Origin of the sequence: Bradyrhizobium sp. AZCC 1588, assembly GCF_036924735.1 — a bacterium.
Classification (GTDB): Bacteria; Pseudomonadota; Alphaproteobacteria; order Rhizobiales; family Xanthobacteraceae; genus Bradyrhizobium.
Map to the genome: position 1 here is coordinate 5,531,377 of NZ_JAZHSC010000001.1, position 19,432 is coordinate 5,550,808.

The window sequence follows — 19,432 nt, forward strand, 5'->3', positions numbered from 1 at the left end:
GGCATCCGTTTCGACCGTCGATCCATGTGACCTCGAACTCGTAATAGGACCAGTTCATGATGTTCAATCGTCGGTTTGTTCTCGCCGCTGCGCTGGCCGCAATAGCTTCCGCGGCTTCGGCGCAGGAATGGAAAGCGAAGTATCCCGAATTGGTGATGGCGTTGGTGCCGGCCGAGAACGCAACCGGGGTTCTGGCGCGCGTTGGACCTTTTGCTGAGTATCTAACGAATGAACTCGGCGTGAAAGTCACGTTACGTGTCGCCAACGACTATACGGCGGTGATCGAGGGCCAGAAGACCCGGCAAATCCATATCGGCCAGTATGGGCCCGGCTCCTATGCGCGAGCCAACACCGTATCCGGCGGCAACGTTGTCCCGTTCGCGACCCTGCGCAGTTCGGGTGGCGTGATTGGATACTACTCCGTGATCTATGTGCGCGCCGACAGCCCATACAAATCCATCGATGATCTCAAAGGAAAGACGTTGGGGCTGGTCGATGTTGAATCGACCTCCGGTTCCAAAGCGCCGACTTTCTTTTTGGCCGACCAGGGCTTCCCAATCGAAAAGCATTTCAAGTTGGCTCAGCCAACCGGCAGCCACGAAAACGCTATCTTCGCGTTGGCGAACGGAACGGTCGACGCGGCGGCCAACTGGTGGAACGGCGAGGACGACTCGAATCTGGTCCGAATGCTCACCAAGGGCATGCTGAAGAAGCCCGACGGCACACCGATGACGAAGGCCGATTTCCGCGTCATCTGGAAATCACCGCTGCTGCCGGGGTCACCCTTTGCGCTGCTTGCTGACATGCCCGAGGACCTCAAGTCCGCGATCATTCAGGCCTTCCTGGCTGCGCCCAAAAAGAACAAGGCTGCCTTCGACGCATTGACCGACGGCAAGGTTGAGAATTTTGCGCGCGTCTCGAAGGAAGACTACGTCGAGTCGGTCAAGATGGACCTGTGGCTTGATGAGCAACGCAAACGCAAACCTACAAACTGATCTTGTTCGGGTCGTCGTCTTTCAGCTTGCGGCCATTTCAGAAAATCAGAGGAGAGAGAAATGTTGAACCGACGTGCATTGCTGTTGTTGGCGTCCGGCCTGGCTATCGTTGCAACGCCCGCCTTCGCCCAGTCGTGGAAAGAGAAGTACCCCGAACTGGTGATGGCGCTGGTCCCCGCGGAAAACGCGACCGGAACGCTTGAACGTTACACGCCCTTCGCAAATTAACCTTTCGAAGGAGTTGGGCGTGAAGGTTACGTTGCGCGTGGCAAGCGACTACACCGCGGTGATCGAGGGGCAGAAGAACAAGCAAATTCATATCGGCTTCTATGGGCCGGGCTCGTATGCGCGCGCAAATACCGTCTCGGGCGGCAAGGTCGTGCCGTTCGTGACGACAAAGAACAGCGATGGCTCGATCGGCTATTATTCGGTTATGTATGTCCGTGCTGACAGCAAGTACAAATCGATCGAGGATCTGAAAGGAACGACGCTGGGCTTCGTCGATGTCGAATCGACGTCCGGTTTCAAGGCGCCCAACTTCTTTCTGACGCAGCAGGGCTTCCCGATCGACAAGTATTTCAAGGTCGGGCAAACGACCGGAAGTCACGAAAACGCAGTGCTGGCACTCGCCGCCGGCACCGTGGATGCCGCCGTGAACTGGTGGAATTCGGAGGACGATTCGAACCTCACCCGCATGCTGAACAAGGGCATGGTGAAGAAAGCAGACGGATCGCCGATGACTAAGGCTGATTTCCGCATCGCATGGAAGTCGCCGCTCTTGCCCGGTTCACCGTTCGCATATCTTGCCGACATGCCGGAAGACTTGAAAAAGGCAATCGCCAAGGCGTTCGTCGAGGCGCCCCAGAAAGATAAGGATGCATTCGCAAAGCTTTCGGATGGCAAGGATTTGGGTTTCGTAGAGGTGACTGCCAAGGACTACGAAGAGTCGGTCAAGATGAACCTTTGGCTTGATGAGCAGCGCAAGAAAAAGGCTTCATAGCTCGAAACCATCGTATTCGTAGCGGATCGGAGGCGTTCGCCACCGATCCGCGAAAATCGTTTCATCCTCAGGGCGCATCGCCCGGAAGAGTTAGCTCGTTGAGCAGTCATCTTTATCGCATTTCGGAGCCACGAGCCGCGGTGCTCCTGCAGCAATATGCTGCGGCAACGGCTGCGAAGCGCCGCCGCTCCTGGCTCCTTGCAATTGCGGTCGCGCTCTGTGCGGCGCTTGCCGCCTGGGGTGGCGAGGTCAATCTGCACAAATTCGCGGAAGGGCTGCCAAGATTTTGGAGCTACCTTTACGATATTCTGCCGAAGCTGCGGCCCGCCAATCTCACCACTGACCTCGCAGAGTGGTTCTGGAACTGGGACGGCTGGCTCGCGCTATTGGGCGAGACGCTTCTGGTCGCCTATGTCGGCACGTTCCTCGGTGCGGGAATCGGATTCTGTCTTTGTTTTTTCGCGAGCGCCAACCTCGTCAAGAGTGTGGTCGCACGGACGCTGGTGCGGCGCTCGCTTGAATTTTGTCGAACCGTTCCCGACATCGTGTTTGCGCTGTTGTTTGTATATGCGCTGGGCCTCGGCCCGGTGCCAGGCGTCCTGGCGATTGCGATCCATACCGTCGGCGCACTAGGCAAGCAGTTTGCCGAGGTCGTCGAGAATATCGACATGAACCCGATCGACGGCGTCAAGGCGGGAGGCGCGAACTGGTTTGAACAGATTCGCTTCGCGGTCCTGCCGCAGGTGTTGTCGAATTTCGTGAGCTATACGCTGTTGCGCTTCGAGATCAATGTGCGCGGGGCCTCTGTCATGGGGTTTGTCGGCGCCGGCGGTATTGGCAAGGAGTTGCTGAGCTCGATTCGACAATTCTACTATTCCGATGTCAGCGCGATCCTGTTGATGATCATTGTAACCGTTTTTGCAATCGATCTCTTGACCGAGCGTCTGCGCTTCCGTCTCATTGGCATGGAAGGGCGTGCGTGATGTCGAACCTTTCAAGCCTCACCGAGACCGATCGCACCCGCCTTGTCCAGGCCTATCCGGAGATCTTCAGGCCATCGCTTCTCAAACGAATGCAGACCCTGTCAGTGGTTGCTGCGCTCGTCGGGCTGTTCATCTTCGGCATGATATGGCTCGGCTTCTCGTTCGAAAAGCTGGCGACCGGGATCGGCCGCCTTGGTGTGATCGTCGGCCTGATGTTTCCGCCGAACCCCGGTAGCCTGCTTCACCTCTATCTGAAGGGCCTGGCGGAAACGCTTGCCATCGCCTTTCTGGGAACCCTCCTGGCGGCGATTGTTGCCTATCCCGTGGCATTCGTTGCGGCCCGGAATGTCGTCGGCCAACGCATCATTCATTTTCTTTCACGTCGTGCGCTCGACACGATCCGCGGTGTCGACACGCTGATCTGGGCGCTCATCTTCATCAATGTGGTGGGGCTCGGTCCCTTTGCCGGGATCCTGGCGATCGCCATGTCTGATCTCGGAACCTTCGGCAAACTGTTCTCCGAGGCGATCGAAACGGCTGACACCAAACCCGTCGACGGTATAACTGCGGCCGGCGCGTCGAGCCTTCACAAGATTCGATTTGGCATCGTCCCTCAGGTGCTTCCGGTGATCCTGAGCCAGGTGCTTTATTACTTCGAGTCAAATACGCGTTCCGCGACGGTGATCGGCATCGTTGGGGCAGGCGGGATTGGTCTTTATCTTTCCAACGAGATCAGCCAGCAGAACTGGGATCGCGTTGCTTTTCTGATCATCATGATCCTGATCACTGTGGCGATCATTGACGCCATTTCATCGCGTCTCCGCTTCGCGATCATCGGGCGGCGCGCCGTCGGGTAACTCCTTAGCTGTTCTCTACCAGAAACTCGACACGCTCCGCGGCGAAGCGCGCGCGTTTGGTTACCAGCGGTTTGCCGTCGGTATCGACATCGGTACTGTCGACCACGAGAACGGGACGCCCGAGCGCGAGATCGAGCCTTGCCGCGTCGGTGGCGTCCACAATCCCGGCGGTGACGCGGGTTGAGGCGCGACGGTAATCGCGAACGCCGTAATGCGCCAGCAGTTTGGTCATTGAGCGTGCGTTGGCGAAGACCGCTCCGGCGCCCGGGAAGCGATCGGCGGAAAGCCAATTGGTGCTGACGCAGATCGGCGTGCGGTCAGCGAGCCGCACCGATTCGATCCGGATCAGGGGCGCACCGGTCTTCAGTCCAAGCTCACGGGCCAGTTCGCGCGTCGCGGGCTCTTCGGAGGCATCTATCAATTGGCCGCGCGGCTCGCGGCCGCCGGCGCCGACGATTTCGGAAAATCGCGTCCGCGAGCGCAAGGGATAGGCGAGGCGTTGCGCCTCGACATAGGTGCCGCTGCCGCGTTCGGCGCGCACCAGGCCGCGTTCGGCAAGCGCAGCCAGAGCACGCCGCACGGTGTGGCGGTTGACCCGATAGGTATCGGCGATCTCGATCTCGCCCGGCAGCTTTTCGCCCGCAGCAAAGCGGCCGTCGGCAATGCCGCGCTCGATACCGTCGGCAACCTGCCGCCACAAGGCGACGCCGGAACTCTCCTGCAGGCTCATGGCGTGGTGATACCAGAAATTATCCGTTTGTCACGAAACAGTCATAGCGTTCCGCTATCAAGTTGTCTATTATCATAGACAACTTGATTCAGGCAAGGTTGCTCATGGGATTGACCGGGCGGAACAGCAGAGAAGCGCAGCGCAAGGCCGCGATGGCGGTGCTGGCGCATTCCGAGGCTGGCGACATTGCGGGCCATCTCGCGGCGATCGCGGTACCCGCGCACGAAAACCTGCGCGAGCCTGAGAATGGCCTCGTGATGGTGCGCGGCCGCATCGGCGGCGACGGTGCGCCGTTCAATCTCGGCGAGGCCACGGTGTCGCGCGCGGCGGTGCGTCTTGCGACCGGCGAGATCGGCTTCGGCTACGTGCTCGGCCGCGACAGGCAGAAGGCGCAGATGGTCGCGCTATGCGATGCCATGGTGCAGTCGACGGCGCTTTCGGGTGAAGTCGAGACCAAGGTGATCGGGCCTTTGCGCGCTGCCATGATCGCCGATCGCAACCGCAAGGCGGCAGAGGCTGCGGCGACGCGGGTCGATTTCTACACCATGGTGCGCGGCGAGGGGTGATGCGATGACGACGGTTGCAGAATTGCCCGCAGGCTTTGCCGACAAGGTGTTGTCGGCGCAGTCGACCTTCCGCTCCGTGATGGATGCGATGGCGCGTCCCGGCAGCGTGCAACGGGTCACGGCGGCTGTCGGCGCGCCGGCCGGGATGATGCGCGGCGCGGCGGCGATCGCGCTGACGTTGTTCGATCACGATACGCCGATCTGGCTCGATGCCGCGATGTCGGCCACGCCTGATGTGGCGAAGTGGCTCAAGTTCCATACCAGCGCGCCGGTGGTCGCGGATTCATCGATCGCCAGCTTCGCCCTGGTCGGCGACGCCAAGAACCTGCCGGCGCTCGATCGCTTCGCGTTCGGCAGCAACGAATATCCTGACAGGTCGACGACGCTGATCTTGCAGGCCGAGAGCCTGACGCAGGGACCCACCTTCGAGATGAGGGGGTCGGGCATCGACGGTACAGCGCTGCTGCAGGCGATGCTCCAGCCGCGCGACCTCTTTCAGCGGCTCACCATCAACGAAGCCCTGTTCCCGCGCGGCATCGATGTCGTGCTGGTCCATGACGACTTGATTGTCGCGATCCCCCGAACCACGCGGCTGGTCGCAAGCGGAGCGTAGCCCATGTATGTAGCCGTCAAAGGAGGCGAACGCGCCATTGAGAACGCCCACCGCCTGCTGGCGCATGAGCGGCGTGGCGACCGTGATGTGCCCGAACTCTCGCTGGAGCAAATTGCCGAGCAGCTCTCGCTCGGTGTCGACCGCGTCATGACCGAAGGCTCGCTCTACGACCGCGAGCTGGCGGCACTCGCCATCAAGCAGGCGCGCGGCGATCTGATCGAGGCGATCTTCCTGGTCCGCGCCTTCCGCGCCACGCTGCCTCGTTTTGGCGCGACCGAGCCGGTCAACACCGGCGAGATGCAGGTCCGCCGGCGTGTCTCCTCGACGTTCAAGGATATTCCGGGTGGCCAGATCCTGGGGCCGACTTTCGACTATACCCACCGCTTGCTGGACCCGCAGCTTGCGGACGGCTTTGTGCCGGAGCAGCCGGCGACGTCGGAGGTAACGCAGGCGGCAACGCCGCGCGTCACCGACATTCTCGGTCGTGATGGCTTGATCGAACCTTCGCCGGCAGCGGATGCCGACGCGCCGGTCGGCGATCTCACGCGCGAGCCGCTCAGCTTTCCGGCCGACCGCGATCTGCGGCTGCAAAATCTTGCGCGTGCCGACGAGGGGTTCCTGCTGGCGCTCGGCTATTCTTCACAGCGCGGCTATGGCCGCAACCATCCCTTTGCCGGCGAAATCCGCTTCGGCGAGGTGGAGGTGGAATTCTTCGCCGAGGATGCGGGCTTTGCCGTCCCGCTCGGCTCAATTGAGCTGACCGAGTGCCAGATGGTCAACCAGTTCAAGGGATCGGCGACGGAAGCGCCGTGCTTTACGCGCGGCTATGGTCTGGCCTTCGGGCAAAGCGAGCGCAAGACCATGTCGATGGCGTTGGTTGATCGCAGCCTGCGTGCCCGCGAGCTGGGCGAGGAAGTGATCGCTCCGGCCCAGGACGAGGAATTCGTGATGTCGCACTCGGACAATGTTCAGGCGACCGGCTTCGTCGAGCATCTCAAGTTGCCGCATTACGTCGACTTTCAGTCCGAGCTCGGTCTGTTGCGCAAGCTGCGCAAGGAGTTCGCCGAGGCCAATGAGGCGCCGGACATGCAGGAGGCCGCGGAATGAACGCGCCAGCTTACAATTTCGCCTATCTCGACGAACAAACAAAGCGGATGATCCGCCGCGCGATCCTGAAGGCGATCGCTATTCCCGGCTATCAGGTGCCGTTCGCCAGCCGCGAGATGCCAATGCCCTATGGCTGGGGCACCGGCGGCGTGCAGGTGACGGCGGCGATCCTCGGGCCCGACGACGTGCTGAAGGTGATCGACCAGGGTTCGGACGACACCACCAACGCGATCTCGATCCGGAAATTCTTCGGCAAGACCGCGGGCGTCGCAACGACGACCGCTACGTCGGATGCCACCGTCATCCAGACCCGGCACCGGATTCCCGAAGCGCCGCTGCATGCCGGGCAGGTGCTGGTCTATCAGGTGCCGATCCCCGAGCCGCTGCGGTTCCTGGAGCCGCGCGAGACCGAGACGCGGCGCATGCATGCGCTAGGCGAATATGGCCTGATGCACGTCAAGCTGTACGAAGATATCGCGCGCTTCGGCCATATCGCGACCTCCTACGCCTATCCGGTGAAGGTAAATGCGCGCTATGTGATGGATCCGTCGCCGACGCCGAAATTCGACAATCCGAAGATGGACAATTGCCCAGCGCTGCAACTGTTCGGCGCAGGGCGCGAAAAGCGCATCTACGCGATCCCGCCTCACACGGACGTGGTATCGCTCGACTTCGAGGATCACCCGTTCGCGCGCTACCGGTTCGACGCGCCTTGCGCGCTGTGCGGCGCCGGCGATTCCTATCTCGACGAGATCGTCACCGACGATAAGGGCGGCCGGATGTTCGTCTGCTCGGATACCGATTATTGCGAGTCTCGCCAGTTGGCCGGCCATCGCGGCAGCGAGAGCGCGGCGCCGCACAAGGAGAGGGCGCATGGCTGAGCCGCAAGACCCCATGCAAGACGACCAGCCGCTGTTGGTCGCCGAACATCTCGGCAAGAATTACGGCCGGTTGATCGCCTGCCGCGACGTATCCTTTGCGCTCTATCCCGGCGAGGTGCTGGCTATCGTCGGCGAGTCCGGCTCGGGCAAGTCTACGCTGCTGCAACTATTGTCCGCGCAGCTCGCGCCGAGCGCCGGGCGGGTGTCATACCGGATGCGGGATGGCGTGTTGCGCGATCTCGGCAGCCTCGGCGAGGCCGAGCGCCGCTTCTTGTTCCGTACGGATTGGGGCTATGTGCACCAGGACGCCGCGCAGGGCCTGCGGATGGCGGTCTCGGCCGGCGCCAATGTCGGCGAAAGGCTGATGGCGGTGGGCCGGAATCATTACGGCCGCATCCGCGATACCGCGTCGTCCTGGCTGGAGCGCGTCGAGATCGATACAGCGCGTATCGACGACGCGCCGCGCACCTATTCCGGCGGCATGCGGCAGCGGTTGCAGATCGCGCGCAATCTGGTCACCGAACCGCGGCTGGTGTTCATGGACGAGCCGACCGGCGGGCTCGACGTGTCGGTGCAGGCGCGGCTACTCGATCTGATGCGCAATCTCGTCAGCGAGCTCGGCCTTGCCGCCATCGTCGTCACCCATGACCTCGCCGTGGCGCGGCTGTTGTCGCACCGCGTGATGGTGATGAAGGGGGGGCGCGTCATCGAAACCGGCCTGACCGACCAGGTGCTCGACGACCCCCGCGAGCCCTATACCCAATTGCTCGTTTCCTCGATTTTGCCGGCATGAGCACGCCAATGACTGCGATGATCGACATCACCAGCGCCGAAAAGACTTTTACCATGCATCTGCAGGGCGGCGTCGAGCTGCCCGTGGTGCGCGGCGTCTCGTTTCAGGTCGAGCCGGGCGAATGCGTGGTGCTGTCGGGCCCTTCCGGCGCCGGCAAATCCTCGATCCTGAAAATGATCTTTGGAAATTACCGCTGTGATGGCGGCCGGATCGGCATCCGGCATCAGGGCACGGTGATCGACCTTGCCACGGCCGAGCCGCGGCAGGTGCTTAGCGTGCGCCGCTCGACAATCGGCTATGTCAGCCAGTTCTTGCGGGCGGTGCCGCGGGTCGCTACCATCGATGTGGTGGCGGAGCCGCTGATTGCGAACGGAATTGCACGCGCGGAAGCCCGCGAGAAGGCGGGCGCGCTGCTGCGCCGCCTCAACATTCCCGAGCGCCTGTGGGCGCTGCCGCCATCGACGTTCTCCGGTGGCGAGCAGCAGCGCGTCAATATCGCGCGTGGCTTCATTTCCGAGCTGCCGATTCTGCTGCTGGACGAGCCGACCGCCTCGCTCGATGCGGCCAATCGCGCCGTTGTCGTTGAGTTGATTGAACAGAAGAAGCGACAGCGCGTCGCGATGGTGGCGATCGTCCATGACGATGAAATTCGCCATCTGATCGCCGACCGCATCGTCGACGTGACATCGTTTGCCGCCGCGGCATGAAGGAAGATGTGAGATGACTTCGAAGCACGAAACCATCCTCGGCAACGCCCGCCTTGTACTGGCCGATCGTGTGATCGAGCACGGCTGGGTCACTTTCGCAGATGGCCGTATTGCCGAATACGGCGAGGGCACTGCGCCGTCCGGCAGCGAGGACGCTGGCGGCGACCTGATCATGCCAGGCCTGATCGAGCTCCACACCGACCATCTCGAAATGCACTATGTGCCGCGCCCAAAGGTGTTCTGGGATCCGATCGCGGCGGTGGTTTCCTACGACGGACAGTTGGCAACCTCGGGCATCACCACGGTTCTGGATTCGCTCCGGGTCTGGCGCGAGGACGGCGCCGAGGAGGTTGACGGCAGGGCAGGCGTACTGGCGGAGGCGATCACATCCGCGCGCGAGGCGAACCTGCTGCGTGCCGACCACTTCCTGCACCTGCGCTGCGAAATCCCGATGCCCAGCGTGGTCGAGGAGGCCAGGGAGCTGATCGATCGGCCAGACGTGCGGCTGATGTCGCTGATGGACCACACGCCGGGCCAACGCCAGTTTCGCGACGAGGTCAAGCTCCGCGATTATTACCGCGGCAAGGGCGGCGGCAAGACCGACGCCGAGCTCGATACACTGTTCGAGAAGCGCTTTGCCTATCAGAAGGCCTATGCCGCGACCAATCTGCGCGAAATCGTGGCGCTTGCGCATCGATATGAAATCCCGCTCGCCAGCCACGACGACACGACCGAGGAAAATGTCGCCGATGCGATCCAGGATCGCGTTTCGGTCGCCGAGTTTCCGACCACGATGGAAGCCGCGCGCGGCCTGCATCAGGCCGGCATCGGCATCCTGATGGGCGCGCCGAACGTGGTCCGCGGCGGTTCGCATTCCGGCAACATCGCCGCCATCGATCTCGCCCGCGAGGGACTGTTGGACATCCTGTCGTCCGACTACATCCCTTCGAGTCTTTTGATGGCAGCCCTGCAATTGCCGCAGCATGTGCCGGCGATTGATCTGGCCTCCGCCGTCCGCACCGTCACCAAGACACCAGCCGAGGCCGTCGGCCTTGCGGACCGTGGCGAGATCGCAGCCGGCAAGCGGGCCGATGTCATCCGGGTGCATGTCGCCCGCAACATTCCGGTGGTGCGCAGCGTCTGGCGGGAAGGGCGGCGCGTGGCATGACGGAAACCTTGACAACCACAGCGCCAGGCCAGGCCGTCGCAATCGGGCCGGGCCGTATGATCCTGGTGGTTGGCCCAAGCGGCGCCGGCAAAGACACGCTGCTCGGCCTCGCCAAGGCCACCTGCGCCGATGACAGCAAAATTGTGTTTCCACGCCGCGTGATTACGCGCGAGGCGTCGGCGTCGGAAGAAAACGAACAGGTCAGCGCCGGAACGTTCCGGGAGGCGCTGGCGCGTGGCGAATACGCCATGCATTGGGAAGCCCACGGTCATTGCTACGCACTGTCGCGCGCGATCGACGACGAAATCCGCGCCGGGCGAACCATCGTTGCCAACGTATCGCGCACCGTGATCGGCGCGATACGCCGTGCCTATGCCGACGTGGTGGTGGTCTCGATCACGGCCCCGCCAAACGTTTTGGCCGAGCGGCTGGCGATGCGGCGGCGGAGCAGCGACGGCAGGCTCGAAGCCCGCTTGGGTCGCACGGTGGAGGATGCGGCGGCCGCGCCCGACGTCACCATCGTCAACACCGGCAGCGCCGAATACCATGCCCGCCAGCTCGTCCGCGTCATCAAGGGCGAGAAATGGGACGATCGACGGGAGAGCTAAAGTGACTGTTATCGCTACCATCGAGCAGCTCGAGGCCATCTACGGCTTTCCCAACGATGCCTCGACGGTCAAAGTCGCTGACCGCGTCACGCCAGCCTATCGGGCGTTGATGGACAAATCGCCGTTCGCAGCGCTCGCGACCTGCGGACCGGAGGGGCTGGACTGCTCGCCGCGCGGCGACCTGCCGGGCTTCGTTCGCATCCACGATGAGAAAACGCTGATGATGCCGGATCGCCGCGGCAACAACCGTTGCGATTCGCTGCGTAATATCGTGCGCGATCCGCGGGTGGCGCTCCTGTTTCTCATCCCCGGCTCCGGCAGCACGCTGCGCATCAACGGTCGCGCACACGTCTCCGCCGATCCGGAACTGCTCGCGTCGTTCAAGATGGAAGGCAAGGCGCCGCGCACCGTCATCGTCATGACGGTCGAGGAGGTTTACTTCCAGTGCGCGCGCGCCATCGTGCGTTCCGATCTCTGGAATCCCGACAAGCGCGTCGACCCGAGAAGCTTGCCGACGCCCGGCCAGATCCTTGCCGGAATGAGCGACAACGCCGTCGGTGGCGAGAAATACGATCGGGAATGGCCGGAGCGCGCGCGGCAGACGATGTGGTGAGGGCGCTGATCGTCGCCGCTGATCATCCTGCCGGAACATGCGGGCAGGTCATGGATCGCGGCTTGCTGCCGCGCTTGTCGATGGGCACGTTGCAATTGTCGATCCGTTGCTCGTCCATCCACTTTTTTCCTAGGCGCTCTTTTCCGGTCAGCGGTGACCCGTCAGCGGGCAGGGCGGTTTCCGCATTCGGTGCGGTTTGGCCAGGCTGCCTTTCCTGCGCAAACACCCCCGATGCCAAGCACAGCGCGAAAAGAAAACTGATCAACCCTCGGTGAATCGGTTCCATCGGATTGTCCTCACTAGTAACGCACGCGTCAGATTAAACGTGTCGATATTAGCATAGCCACCCGGAACCTGCGGACAGCGGGTCGGTTGCCTCTCATCGTGTTGCGCGCGCTTCACAAGAAAAGGAAGGAGAGACAGATGAAAATGAAACGGCTCATTCTTGCTGGTTGCTCGATCCTGGTCTTGAGCACCGGCGCAGCACTTGCGGGTCCTTGCGAGACGGGACGCGCGGCCAACCTGAAGGATGCTGGCTCCGGACCGGCCAAGATGGGCGACAGCCAGACAACCGGTATGGCCGGCAGCACCGATCAACATCCGCCGACCGATAAGATGAATCGAGCGGCGGGAGACACTGCTGCATCTTCACAAGATACGCAGCGGCAGATGCAAGGCGAACCGACGGCGGCACAGCAGGCTGAAGGCGCCAAGGGCGACAAGGTCACAGAGGCAGATAAGGACTGCTGAAGATACGTATCGACACTGGTCGTCATACTGCTTCGGCAGACAAGCGCGGATGCGTAATAGAAGGTCGTTCGAACTGTGATTGGACGAACCCTCGCGGTGCATGCGTCGATTCCGCGCCCCTCATCCGCAGGATTTGTCCAAGAGGGAAGTAGGCTTGCCCAAGAGCGAACTTCTTCCTTCGGAGATCGTGCGCTTAGTGCGACCTTCGACCTTCCGTACTTGCGCTCTGTCCACCGTGACCCTAGTTTTCGTCCCGGCACGAACGTCGTGTCAGCACTGCTTGGGAGGACCCTGATGAGTTGGAAGACTCCGAAGATCGTGGAAGTGTCGGTGGGCATGGAAATCAACATGTACGCCTGCGCGGCGCGTAAATAGAGCGTCGAAGCGGTCCGCCCGGCTCCGGCAACAGCCTGTTGCTGCGGGCCGGGCAGGCTGTTCAAGTCCTCCATTGCACCACGAGTGAGCCCGCGGATCCTGCCAAAGCCAGCGGGATCTCCTGTAGGCTGCCGATGGTGCGCCGATCCAGTCCAGTTTCTGTGCCGCTCCACCTGCATTCCGTGTCTTCCCATGGCTCGCGAATGGTCGCCGCATCATGCTAGGGTATGACCGGTCGGCACCGCCGGGAATCACCTGTTCAACCCCATGACCCGCTGAATGCGAATGTCTATGCGTGCAAGGACCTTCCAGGCGGCGGTCGTGTTCTTTGCTGCGCTGCTGCCGGCTTGTGGCTATGCCGAGGGCATCGACACCGAGCATCTGTTCGGCTTTATGATCGGCACCAATGTCGGCAATGTCGGCGAACGGGAGTTTCAGAGCGAGACGACCGGGCGCTTCGGCAGGAACGGGGGTACTTATCGGGCGGTTGGCCAGGAGTTTGAACTGGAATTTGTGCCGGTCCGGAATTTTCGAATCGAGGTGGGAAGCACGTTTGCGTCGCATCTGATCAGTGGCGTGCCGGGCATTGACGACCAGCGCCGGCTGTCATGGCAGGGCGGGTCGATCGATTTGCGCTACCGCTTTCTCGATCGGGAAACGGCACCATTCGGAGTTACGTTCGCGACGGAAGCGCACGCGCATCGTGTCGAGGAGACGACCGCTGAAGCGGTCCGGAGTTTCGGGACTGAATTCAGGCTGGCGTTCGATCGCGAGCTCGTACCGAATCGCGTCGTCGCCGCGTTCAACCTGATCTACGAACCAGAGTGGACACGATTGATCGGCAGTGGCGCGATGGAGCGGGAGTCCACCGCCGGCACGGCGCTTGGGGTCATGGCGCAGTTGTATCCCGGTTTCTTGCTAGGCGGAGAGGCGCGTTACCTGCGAAAATATGAGGGGATCAGTCTGGACAAACTTGCAGGGCAGGCGTTGTTTGTTGGTCCGACCGCATATTTCCAGTTGTCGAAAAGCTCGCGGCTGACCGCGAGCTGGAGCTTGCAAGCGTGGGGGCGTCCGGCGGGGTCGACTGCCGGCCTTGATCTCGTCAATTTCGAACGTCACCAGGCGCGGCTGGTATTTGGCGTCAACTTTTAGGGCTGGCGGCTGCGCGCACGGCCCGAGTTCCGACTTTTTCACGGGGTAGTGAAACGTCAGGCCGCCCATTGCGTAGCTCTTTGCGTTATCTGTTCGGGAACAATGCAAGGGATATCAGAAATGACTCCGATAGATTTGGTCGTGACCGTCTGTGCGGTGCTCTCGCCCACCACTTGCGAGGAAACCCATTTGGTCTTTTCTTCAAATACTTCGTTGCAGCAATGTGCCATGACTGCGCAGCCCTACATCGCGCAGTGGATTGGCGAACACCCGAAATGGACCGCGGTCAAGTGGCACTGCGAATATCCAGGCACCAACCGAAAGGCATCCGGCGACGCCGTGTGGTCGGCAGGCTGAATGGTCGTCCAGTGGCGGCTATCTGTTACAGTCCTTTAAATCCTTGTCCGCGATCGAAAACACGGCGTCAGCCTTGATTTCGACGTCGCGAACGAAGCAGTGCCTTGAGCCGCGATAGCCGACCTTGGCATCATAACGTCCAGGCTCGACGCCCGTGATGCGCAGGCGTTCGTCGTGGTCGACCTCCTTGTCCCTGTCGTTCAGGGTGAGGTTGGGACCCCAATCGTTCTTGCCGGGCGGGGAAAGCTGAAACTCGGAAATGGTCGCCGTCGTAAGATTCCACAACCGGATGCCTTTTCCCTGCGCGGCCACCTCGTTGGCGCTCGTTGACAGCAGTGCCACCAAAGCCAGTATCCATCGCATCGGTCATCCTTTCGTCGCGGGGCTCCTGGAGCCGTCATTGCCTGATCAGACGGTCTCGATTTTTGATTTTATCGAAGTTTCTTGCCCGATCGAGACCGATCGGGGCGATCAACCGGGCCGTATCGAGATCGGCACCGTCGAAATCGGTATCGACGACGGTGATGCCGGTCAGGTCGGCTCCGCCCAGTTGGGCACTCTTGAGAGAAGCGCCGGTGAGGTCGCCGCTCTTCAGCACCGCAAATTCGAGATCGACGCGAGACAGATCGGCGCCGCGCGCGTTCAGACGTTCCAGATTGGCCGATTTCAGCACCGCGCGCATCAAACCCATCGATTGGTTGCGCATGTCGGCACCGAGATTTGCGCCCGCGATCGAAGCGCCAACGAGGCTCGCACCGGTGAGATCGGCAGCGACGCGTGCTCCCGAAAGATCGGCGCCGTCGAGACGGGCGCGAGCCATCTGCGAAGCGAAGAGATTTGCGCCCTTCAGGCTTGCTCCGGTCAGGTCGGCTTCGACTAGCCATGCCTGGTCGAGGATTGCCCCGTCGAGTCTGGCGCCGGCGAGCTTTGTCTTGTTGAGCCGGGCCGCGCGGAAAGTTGCGCCGGACAGGTTGAGTCCCGACAGGTCGAGGCCGGATAATCTCTTCCCGGTGAAATCGGCGGGCGCGGCGATGGTCGCTGCGGCGAGCGCGGCCTCGACCTCTCCGCGGGTCAATTCGGCCGAGACCATATCGGGCGACGACAGGTCAACATGACGCATCATGTCCTGGGCCGTTGCCGTCATCGCCACAAGAGCAAGACCGAGCGCTGCAGTTCCGATCGAGCGTTTCATCGTCAACCCCAACCGATCACGCATCCTAGCACCGGCCTAAGGTACTGCCTATGACCCATCCTGCTTGGTGGGACAGCCATCGATCCGCCGCATGATTTCCGATTTGATTGCCGCGATCTCGACCTCTCCGCGTGCGCTTCGCGGCGTGCGGATAGGCAGGTCCGCGAGAACCCGGGCCGGGCGCGGCGACAGCAGGATCACGCGATCGCCGAGACGAACCGCATCGTCTACGTCATGGGTGACCAGCAGCGTTATCACGGAGCGACCGTCCATCAACATGGCGATCTCATCGCGCAGGCGGCTCGCAAGGGCGGCATCTAGCGAGGCGAGCGGTTCGTCGAGAATGAGCAACTCCGGCTCGACGGCGAACGCGCGGGCAAGCGCAACGCGCCGCGCGAGGCCGAGCGATAACTCGCCGGGAAAATGGTTGCGATGTGCCTTCAGCTCCAGAATTTCGAAGAGTGCTGAAAGCTTTGGTTCATCGGCAAGAGGCGCGGCAAGTCGCACATTTTCCTCGACCGACCGCCACGGCAATAGCCGCGGCTCCTGGAATACGAAGCCGATCCGCGCGCCGGCGGGTCGCGAGACGCGCCCTTGAAAGTCGGGGTCGAGGCCGGCGAGGATCCGAAGCATCGTACTCTTGCCGCAGCCGGATGGGCCGACCAATACACCAACCTCTCCTGCATTAAGCGCAAAGGCGACGCCAGCGATCACGTCGTGCTGTTCGCCCGCCGCGCTCTTGAACGTCTTGCTGGCGATTTCGACCTCAAGCCGCACGGGGACGCCACCGGGATGACCGGGCCTCAAATGGCTGCACCAACAAGGTTTCAATGAGGAGCACGACCGCGGCGAAGCTCAGCGAGTAGGCAAGCAACAAAGGAATGTCGAATAGCTGGAACGCCACGCCAATCTCGAAACCAACACCGTTCGGACGTCCAAGCAATTCCGCAACTAGTACGATCTTCCAGACCAGGGAAAGTCCTGATCGTGCCGCGGCTGCGATGTAGGGCGACAGTTGCGGCAAAATGACGTGTCGAAACCTGCTCCAGCGGGGCAACGCGAACACCGTCGCCATTTCGTCGAGCGCCGCGTCGAGGGCACGCGTGCCCTCACGTAGCGTCACGACGGCGGTCGGGAGCTTGTTGATGGCGATTGCCGCAATTGCAGCGACTTCAGTCAATCCGGCCCAGATATAGGCGAGCACGATGACCACGAGCGCCGGCAGATTGAGCAGCAGGATCAGCCAGGGGTCGCCAAGCCGATCGGCAAGCCGTACCCGGCCCATCAGGTATCCGATGGCCGCGCCCAGCGCCATCGCCAGCGTGAAGGCGAGCGTAACGCGCGCTAATGTCGCGCCAAGATGAAAGAACAGGTTGCCCGACCTGGCTTCCGCGATCATGGCCGTGAGCACGGCGGGCGGAGGTGGCAGCTTCGCGTCACCGGCAAACAGCGAGGCGATCCACCAGATTGCGACGAACACGGCGAATGACAGCAGGCGTGCCACCTCAATCTCCCGGGATCGCGTGATAGAATGTTCCGGCATCCAGTTCAGGCGCTGGCCCGACAAGTTCGCGACCGCCGATTTCAGCCAGCACGCGGTAGAGAATGCGTGCGTCGGCTTCCTCGTCGGCGATCGGGCGACGCGGAATTCCCTCTCGATAGCGATCACGATAGGCGCGCAACGTTGCGGCGTCGGGAGCGCCGGTCAGTGGCGCAATTTTCTCCCACTCGGCATCCGAGGTCGACAGAATCTCCTTCGCCGCCCGGGTCATGGCGATGAAGCGGGCAATTTTATCCTGGTTTGCGTTCGCCCATTTTTCGTCGAAGACGTAGCCGAGCATCGCGGTGCGGCCTTTGGCGCCCAGTTTCGGCAGCAGGTCCTCGATGCCGGCGATGCGGCGGAAGCCCTTTGCTTCCAGTGCCGCACAGAAATTCCAGTAGTTCACGGTCGCATCCATTTCGCCGCTGAGCGTCTTGGCTGCCAGCAGCGGCGGCGCGCCGTAAGCGATTGTCGCGTCCGACTTCAGGTCGATGCCGCCCTGTTTCAACCATGCCAAAAGCAATAGCCAGTTCTTGTCGATCGGCCCGCCCGCGACGGCAAGCCTGCGGCCCTTAAGATCGGCCAAGGTCTGGATCGGTGATGAGGCAGGGACCACCACGGCGCCGAGCGCGCTCGAATAGGGATAGAATGTCAGTTTGGCGCCAAGCCCGCGTTCGCGCGACACCCAAAGCCAGTCGGTGACCACAATGTCGGCATTCCCGGCGCGAAGCGCAATCTTGCCCGCCTCGGGGCTCGCCAGTTCGAGAACCTGGACCGAAAGGTTGGCCTGCTTGTCGAGGCCGTGCGCGCGGATCACTGCAAGTTCCCAGGCGAATGTTCCGGTCTTCTGCACCGCAACGCGTAAAGCCTCGGCGCTGCAGCACGTGCCGAGCGAGACCAAGACAATCGTAGCAAGCAGCGTGCGAACAAAATGCGTCATGGTGCCGTGAGCCGTATCCTTGAACGTCTGCTTTTCAGCGGGCCAGTCATAGCATAGCTTCCACGGTTAACAGCGGGAGGAAGACTATGACGCTTGTCGGATGGGTACGACGTATTGTCGCCACGTTGACAGCGCTGATGACGATTGCGGTGGTCGCGCACGCCCAGGACATCAATGATTATCCGACGTCGGCGCGCGTCGAATATGTTTTCGGGTGCCTCAAGGCGAATGGCGAGACGCGGCAGGCGATCGAGCAATGTTCCTGTTCGGTCGACGTCGTGGCTTCACTCTTGCCCTACGAGCGCTATGTCACGGCCGAAACCGTGCTCAGCATGTCGCAGGTCCGGAGCGATCTGGGCGGCCCGTTCCGCACCTCCGAACAAGCGGCGAGCGCACTCAACGATCTTAGGCGAGCGCAGGCCGAAGCGGAGGTGCGCTGCTTCTGAAGGCGGACCGCCGTTTCGAAAGCGCGTCCAGGGGCAGAGTAGCATCCGTGTCCCGGACGCGGTGCAGCGCGACAGCGCTGCTCCGCAGAGCCGGGACCTATTGCCGACATTACGCTCTGCTGACATGGGCCCCGGCTCTGCAGCGCATCACTCCGTGCTGCGCTGCGTCCGGGGCACGAGAGAAATGGCCGACGCCTGACAGTCGAATCAAGTCCCCGAATCATCCACCTTCCATTCGCGCTGGAAGACGTGCCCCTCGGTGTCCTTTGCCTCGGCGCGGAAACGTTTCGCGCGATTGGAGACGTAGGTGAACCTGATATTGGGGTCTTCTGAAATGGAAATGCCGCCTTCCATCGTCAACACCAGGCTGTCGTCCTGCCAGAGCCGCAGTTCATTGACGAAGAAAGCCGGGACATACAGGTGCGTGACCTGGTCCATCTGCAAGCCGGAATTGTTGGGATGGCCGATCATGATCTGGGCTTCGCGCGCGCCACTGGCCGGGCTTTCGCCGGCCTTCGCGAACTGCCGATAGCGCATCTGGCCCAGCCTCGCCTTGGCCTCGTCGGCGTTTTTGGCGGCAGGCGCCGAACAACCGCCGGAGGCCTTCACATAGGTTTTAGTCATGTAAAGTTTGCCGTCGCTGAGTTCGGCCACCGCATGGACATCGGTGTAATTGTTGACGCGGACGCGGGTGGCGATTTCCGAGACGTTGGCGTCCGGTCCAAGCTGGAACTTCGCCGCCATCGGCGCGGGATTTTGGTCGATGACCAGCGTAATGCTCAGCACCTGCCGGCTATCGCCGGGCGAGAGCTTCGTTCGCAAGGTGACCGGGACGATTGCGGCATCCTCGGCACGCGACGGCATTTCGATGCCGATCACGTCACTGCCGTCGTTCATCGGACGATTGTTGAAGATGTCCTGCACCAGGCCGGGCCAGAGGTCGCTCGTCTCTGCCGCGAGCGCCATCGGTGCGCCGCAGAGTAGCAAGCCAACGACGCCGAAGAGGCGGAACAGATATCCGGACATGGTCACGACCTTCACGCCGATGGAAGCAACGCG

The 19,432-nt window shown here is 62.0% G+C and carries 25 protein-coding genes and 1 pseudogene; 18 read left to right on the top strand and 8 right to left on the bottom strand.

The genetic code is table 11. From position 1 onward, the window contains the following. The first annotated feature begins 59 nt into the window (after positions 1–59). The 4 genes and pseudogenes from phnD (V1277_RS25725) (at position 60) to phnE (V1277_RS25740) (ending at position 3,835) form a co-directional block, all read left to right on the top strand. Positions 60–995 carry a phosphonate ABC transporter substrate-binding protein gene (gene phnD / locus V1277_RS25725; protein ID WP_442894602.1) on the top strand — a complete coding sequence of 312 codons (936 nt, stop codon included), beginning with the start codon at positions 60–62 and terminating at the stop codon, positions 993–995. Between the two features lie 60 nt (positions 996–1,055). Further along, a pseudogene (gene phnD / locus V1277_RS25730) lies at positions 1,056–1,995 on the top strand (phosphonate ABC transporter substrate-binding protein). A 98-nt stretch (positions 1,996–2,093) separates the two neighbouring features. Then, a complete protein-coding gene (phnE, locus tag V1277_RS25735) occupies positions 2,094–2,978 on the top strand; it encodes a phosphonate ABC transporter, permease protein PhnE (protein ID WP_334418718.1) in 885 nt (294 codons plus the stop codon). Continuing rightward, entirely contained in the window at positions 2,978–3,835 is an 858-nt protein-coding gene (phnE, locus tag V1277_RS25740; RefSeq protein WP_334418719.1) for a phosphonate ABC transporter, permease protein PhnE, read from the top strand. Before phnE (V1277_RS25735) ends, phnE (V1277_RS25740) begins: the two co-directional genes overlap by 1 nt. 4 nt (positions 3,836–3,839) lie before the next feature. Here phnE (V1277_RS25740) and phnF read toward each other — a convergent pair whose 3' ends face one another. After that, on the bottom strand, positions 3,840–4,565 hold the full coding sequence (gene phnF, locus V1277_RS25745; protein WP_334418720.1) for a phosphonate metabolism transcriptional regulator PhnF: 726 nt from the start codon (positions 4,563–4,565) through the stop codon (positions 3,840–3,842). Between the two features lie 104 nt (positions 4,566–4,669). Here phnF and phnG point away from each other — a divergent pair, with 104 nt between their 5' ends. Genes phnG through V1277_RS25790 form a run of 9 tightly spaced genes read left to right on the top strand, consistent with a single transcriptional unit; the run spans position 4,670 to position 11,621 of the window. Next, the gene (gene phnG / locus V1277_RS25750) at positions 4,670–5,131 is read left to right on the top strand and encodes a phosphonate C-P lyase system protein PhnG (protein WP_334418721.1); all 462 of its coding nucleotides are present in this window, start codon (positions 4,670–4,672) and stop codon (positions 5,129–5,131) included. Between the two features lie 4 nt (positions 5,132–5,135). Then, on the top strand, positions 5,136–5,744 hold the full coding sequence (gene phnH, locus V1277_RS25755) for a phosphonate C-P lyase system protein PhnH (RefSeq protein WP_334418722.1): 609 nt from the start codon (positions 5,136–5,138) through the stop codon (positions 5,742–5,744). A 3-nt stretch (positions 5,745–5,747) separates the two neighbouring features. Then, complete coding sequence (locus tag V1277_RS25760) at positions 5,748–6,851, top strand: carbon-phosphorus lyase complex subunit PhnI (protein ID WP_334418723.1); 1,104 nt, start codon at positions 5,748–5,750, stop codon at positions 6,849–6,851. Continuing rightward, positions 6,848–7,732, top strand: a complete 885-nt coding sequence (locus V1277_RS25765) for an alpha-D-ribose 1-methylphosphonate 5-phosphate C-P-lyase PhnJ (RefSeq protein ID WP_334376277.1) — start codon at positions 6,848–6,850, stop codon at positions 7,730–7,732. The genes V1277_RS25760 and V1277_RS25765 overlap by 4 nt, the downstream gene beginning before the upstream one ends. Beyond that, complete coding sequence (gene phnK / locus V1277_RS25770; protein ID WP_334418724.1) at positions 7,725–8,525, top strand: phosphonate C-P lyase system protein PhnK; 801 nt, start codon at positions 7,725–7,727, stop codon at positions 8,523–8,525. Before V1277_RS25765 ends, phnK begins: the two co-directional genes overlap by 8 nt. An 8-nt stretch (positions 8,526–8,533) precedes the next feature. After that, positions 8,534–9,232: a phosphonate C-P lyase system protein PhnL gene (gene phnL, locus V1277_RS25775; protein ID WP_334418725.1), complete on the top strand. Its 699-nt coding sequence runs from the start codon at positions 8,534–8,536 to the stop codon at positions 9,230–9,232. A gap of 13 nt (positions 9,233–9,245) precedes the next feature. Then, positions 9,246–10,400, top strand: coding sequence for an alpha-D-ribose 1-methylphosphonate 5-triphosphate diphosphatase (locus tag V1277_RS25780; RefSeq protein WP_334418726.1), 1,155 nt, complete (start codon positions 9,246–9,248; stop codon positions 10,398–10,400). Then, entirely contained in the window at positions 10,397–11,008 is a 612-nt protein-coding gene (phnN, locus tag V1277_RS25785) for a phosphonate metabolism protein/1,5-bisphosphokinase (PRPP-forming) PhnN (protein ID WP_334418727.1), read from the top strand. The genes V1277_RS25780 and phnN overlap by 4 nt, the downstream gene beginning before the upstream one ends. Before the next feature lies 1 nt (position 11,009). Beyond that, entirely contained in the window at positions 11,010–11,621 is a 612-nt protein-coding gene (locus V1277_RS25790; RefSeq protein ID WP_334418728.1) for a pyridoxamine 5'-phosphate oxidase family protein, read from the top strand. 22 nt (positions 11,622–11,643) lie between these two features. On the opposite strand, the gene V1277_RS25795 is transcribed toward V1277_RS25790, so the two are convergent. Further along, positions 11,644–11,907: a hypothetical protein gene (locus V1277_RS25795; protein ID WP_334418729.1), complete on the bottom strand. Its 264-nt coding sequence runs from the start codon at positions 11,905–11,907 to the stop codon at positions 11,644–11,646. A gap of 137 nt (positions 11,908–12,044) precedes the next feature. Here V1277_RS25795 and V1277_RS25800 point away from each other — a divergent pair, with 137 nt between their 5' ends. From V1277_RS25800 to V1277_RS25815, 4 genes are all read left to right on the top strand, one after another. Next, positions 12,045–12,371 (top strand): hypothetical protein, encoded by a 327-nt coding sequence (locus tag V1277_RS25800; protein ID WP_334376270.1) that lies wholly within the window; start codon positions 12,045–12,047, stop codon positions 12,369–12,371. A 294-nt stretch (positions 12,372–12,665) separates the two neighbouring features. Continuing rightward, a complete protein-coding gene (gene pqqA, locus V1277_RS25805; RefSeq protein ID WP_035728097.1) occupies positions 12,666–12,746 on the top strand; it encodes a pyrroloquinoline quinone precursor peptide PqqA in 81 nt (26 codons plus the stop codon). A 321-nt stretch (positions 12,747–13,067) separates the two neighbouring features. Next, entirely contained in the window at positions 13,068–13,898 is an 831-nt protein-coding gene (locus V1277_RS25810; protein WP_334418730.1) for a hypothetical protein, read from the top strand. A gap of 120 nt (positions 13,899–14,018) precedes the next feature. Continuing rightward, a complete protein-coding gene (locus V1277_RS25815; protein WP_334418731.1) occupies positions 14,019–14,255 on the top strand; it encodes a hypothetical protein in 237 nt (78 codons plus the stop codon). 18 nt (positions 14,256–14,273) lie between these two features. On the opposite strand, the gene V1277_RS25820 is transcribed toward V1277_RS25815, so the two are convergent. From V1277_RS25820 to V1277_RS25840, 5 genes are read right to left on the bottom strand one after another with little or no spacing between them, the layout of a single operon-like run. Beyond that, positions 14,274–14,618 (bottom strand): hypothetical protein, encoded by a 345-nt coding sequence (locus tag V1277_RS25820; protein ID WP_334418732.1) that lies wholly within the window; start codon positions 14,616–14,618, stop codon positions 14,274–14,276. A gap of 34 nt (positions 14,619–14,652) precedes the next feature. Further along, positions 14,653–15,447, bottom strand: coding sequence for a pentapeptide repeat-containing protein (locus V1277_RS25825; protein ID WP_334418733.1), 795 nt, complete (start codon positions 15,445–15,447; stop codon positions 14,653–14,655). 48 nt (positions 15,448–15,495) lie between these two features. Beyond that, on the bottom strand, positions 15,496–16,224 hold the full coding sequence (locus V1277_RS25830) for an ABC transporter ATP-binding protein (protein ID WP_334376265.1): 729 nt from the start codon (positions 16,222–16,224) through the stop codon (positions 15,496–15,498). After that, complete coding sequence (locus V1277_RS25835; protein WP_334418734.1) at positions 16,214–16,951, bottom strand: ABC transporter permease; 738 nt, start codon at positions 16,949–16,951, stop codon at positions 16,214–16,216. The genes V1277_RS25830 and V1277_RS25835 overlap by 11 nt, the downstream gene beginning before the upstream one ends. Position 16,952: 1 nt before the next feature. Next, positions 16,953–17,927, bottom strand: a complete 975-nt coding sequence (locus V1277_RS25840) for an ABC transporter substrate-binding protein (protein ID WP_334418735.1) — start codon at positions 17,925–17,927, stop codon at positions 16,953–16,955. An 86-nt stretch (positions 17,928–18,013) separates the two neighbouring features. On the opposite strand from V1277_RS25840, the gene V1277_RS25845 reads away from it, so the two are divergent. Then, positions 18,014–18,373, top strand: coding sequence for a hypothetical protein (locus V1277_RS25845; RefSeq protein WP_334376262.1), 360 nt, complete (start codon positions 18,014–18,016; stop codon positions 18,371–18,373). A gap of 207 nt (positions 18,374–18,580) precedes the next feature. Here the strand turns inward: V1277_RS25845 and V1277_RS25850 are convergent, their stop codons facing one another. Continuing rightward, positions 18,581–19,399 (bottom strand): quinoprotein dehydrogenase-associated SoxYZ-like carrier, encoded by an 819-nt coding sequence (locus tag V1277_RS25850; RefSeq protein ID WP_334420452.1) that lies wholly within the window; start codon positions 19,397–19,399, stop codon positions 18,581–18,583. Positions 19,400–19,432 lie beyond the last annotated feature (33 nt).

Coding starts and splice junctions, on each gene's coding strand:
- V1277_RS25780 (WP_334418726.1), top strand. CDS start 9,246: ATGACTTCGAAGCACGAAACCATCCTCGGCAACGCCCGCCTTGTACTG.
- phnE (WP_334418719.1), top strand. CDS start 2,978: ATGTCGAACCTTTCAAGCCTCACCGAGACCGATCGCACCCGCCTTGTC.
- V1277_RS25820 (WP_334418732.1), bottom strand. CDS start 14,618: ATGCGATGGATACTGGCTTTGGTGGCACTGCTGTCAACGAGCGCCAAC.
- phnD (WP_442894602.1), top strand. CDS start 60: ATGTTCAATCGTCGGTTTGTTCTCGCCGCTGCGCTGGCCGCAATAGCT.
- V1277_RS25840 (WP_334418735.1), bottom strand. CDS start 17,927: ATGACGCATTTTGTTCGCACGCTGCTTGCTACGATTGTCTTGGTCTCG.
- V1277_RS25850 (WP_334420452.1), bottom strand. CDS start 19,399: ATGTCCGGATATCTGTTCCGCCTCTTCGGCGTCGTTGGCTTGCTACTC.
- V1277_RS25845 (WP_334376262.1), top strand. CDS start 18,014: ATGACGCTTGTCGGATGGGTACGACGTATTGTCGCCACGTTGACAGCG.
- V1277_RS25760 (WP_334418723.1), top strand. CDS start 5,748: ATGTATGTAGCCGTCAAAGGAGGCGAACGCGCCATTGAGAACGCCCAC.
- V1277_RS25765 (WP_334376277.1), top strand. CDS start 6,848: ATGAACGCGCCAGCTTACAATTTCGCCTATCTCGACGAACAAACAAAG.
- V1277_RS25795 (WP_334418729.1), bottom strand. CDS start 11,907: ATGGAACCGATTCACCGAGGGTTGATCAGTTTTCTTTTCGCGCTGTGC.
- phnG (WP_334418721.1), top strand. CDS start 4,670: ATGGGATTGACCGGGCGGAACAGCAGAGAAGCGCAGCGCAAGGCCGCG.
- V1277_RS25825 (WP_334418733.1), bottom strand. CDS start 15,447: ATGAAACGCTCGATCGGAACTGCAGCGCTCGGTCTTGCTCTTGTGGCG.
- V1277_RS25815 (WP_334418731.1), top strand. CDS start 14,019: ATGACTCCGATAGATTTGGTCGTGACCGTCTGTGCGGTGCTCTCGCCC.
- phnF (WP_334418720.1), bottom strand. CDS start 4,565: ATGAGCCTGCAGGAGAGTTCCGGCGTCGCCTTGTGGCGGCAGGTTGCC.
- phnL (WP_334418725.1), top strand. CDS start 8,534: ATGACTGCGATGATCGACATCACCAGCGCCGAAAAGACTTTTACCATG.
- pqqA (WP_035728097.1), top strand. CDS start 12,666: ATGAGTTGGAAGACTCCGAAGATCGTGGAAGTGTCGGTGGGCATGGAA.
- phnK (WP_334418724.1), top strand. CDS start 7,725: ATGGCTGAGCCGCAAGACCCCATGCAAGACGACCAGCCGCTGTTGGTC.
- phnN (WP_334418727.1), top strand. CDS start 10,397: ATGACGGAAACCTTGACAACCACAGCGCCAGGCCAGGCCGTCGCAATC.
- phnH (WP_334418722.1), top strand. CDS start 5,136: ATGACGACGGTTGCAGAATTGCCCGCAGGCTTTGCCGACAAGGTGTTG.
- V1277_RS25800 (WP_334376270.1), top strand. CDS start 12,045: ATGAAAATGAAACGGCTCATTCTTGCTGGTTGCTCGATCCTGGTCTTG.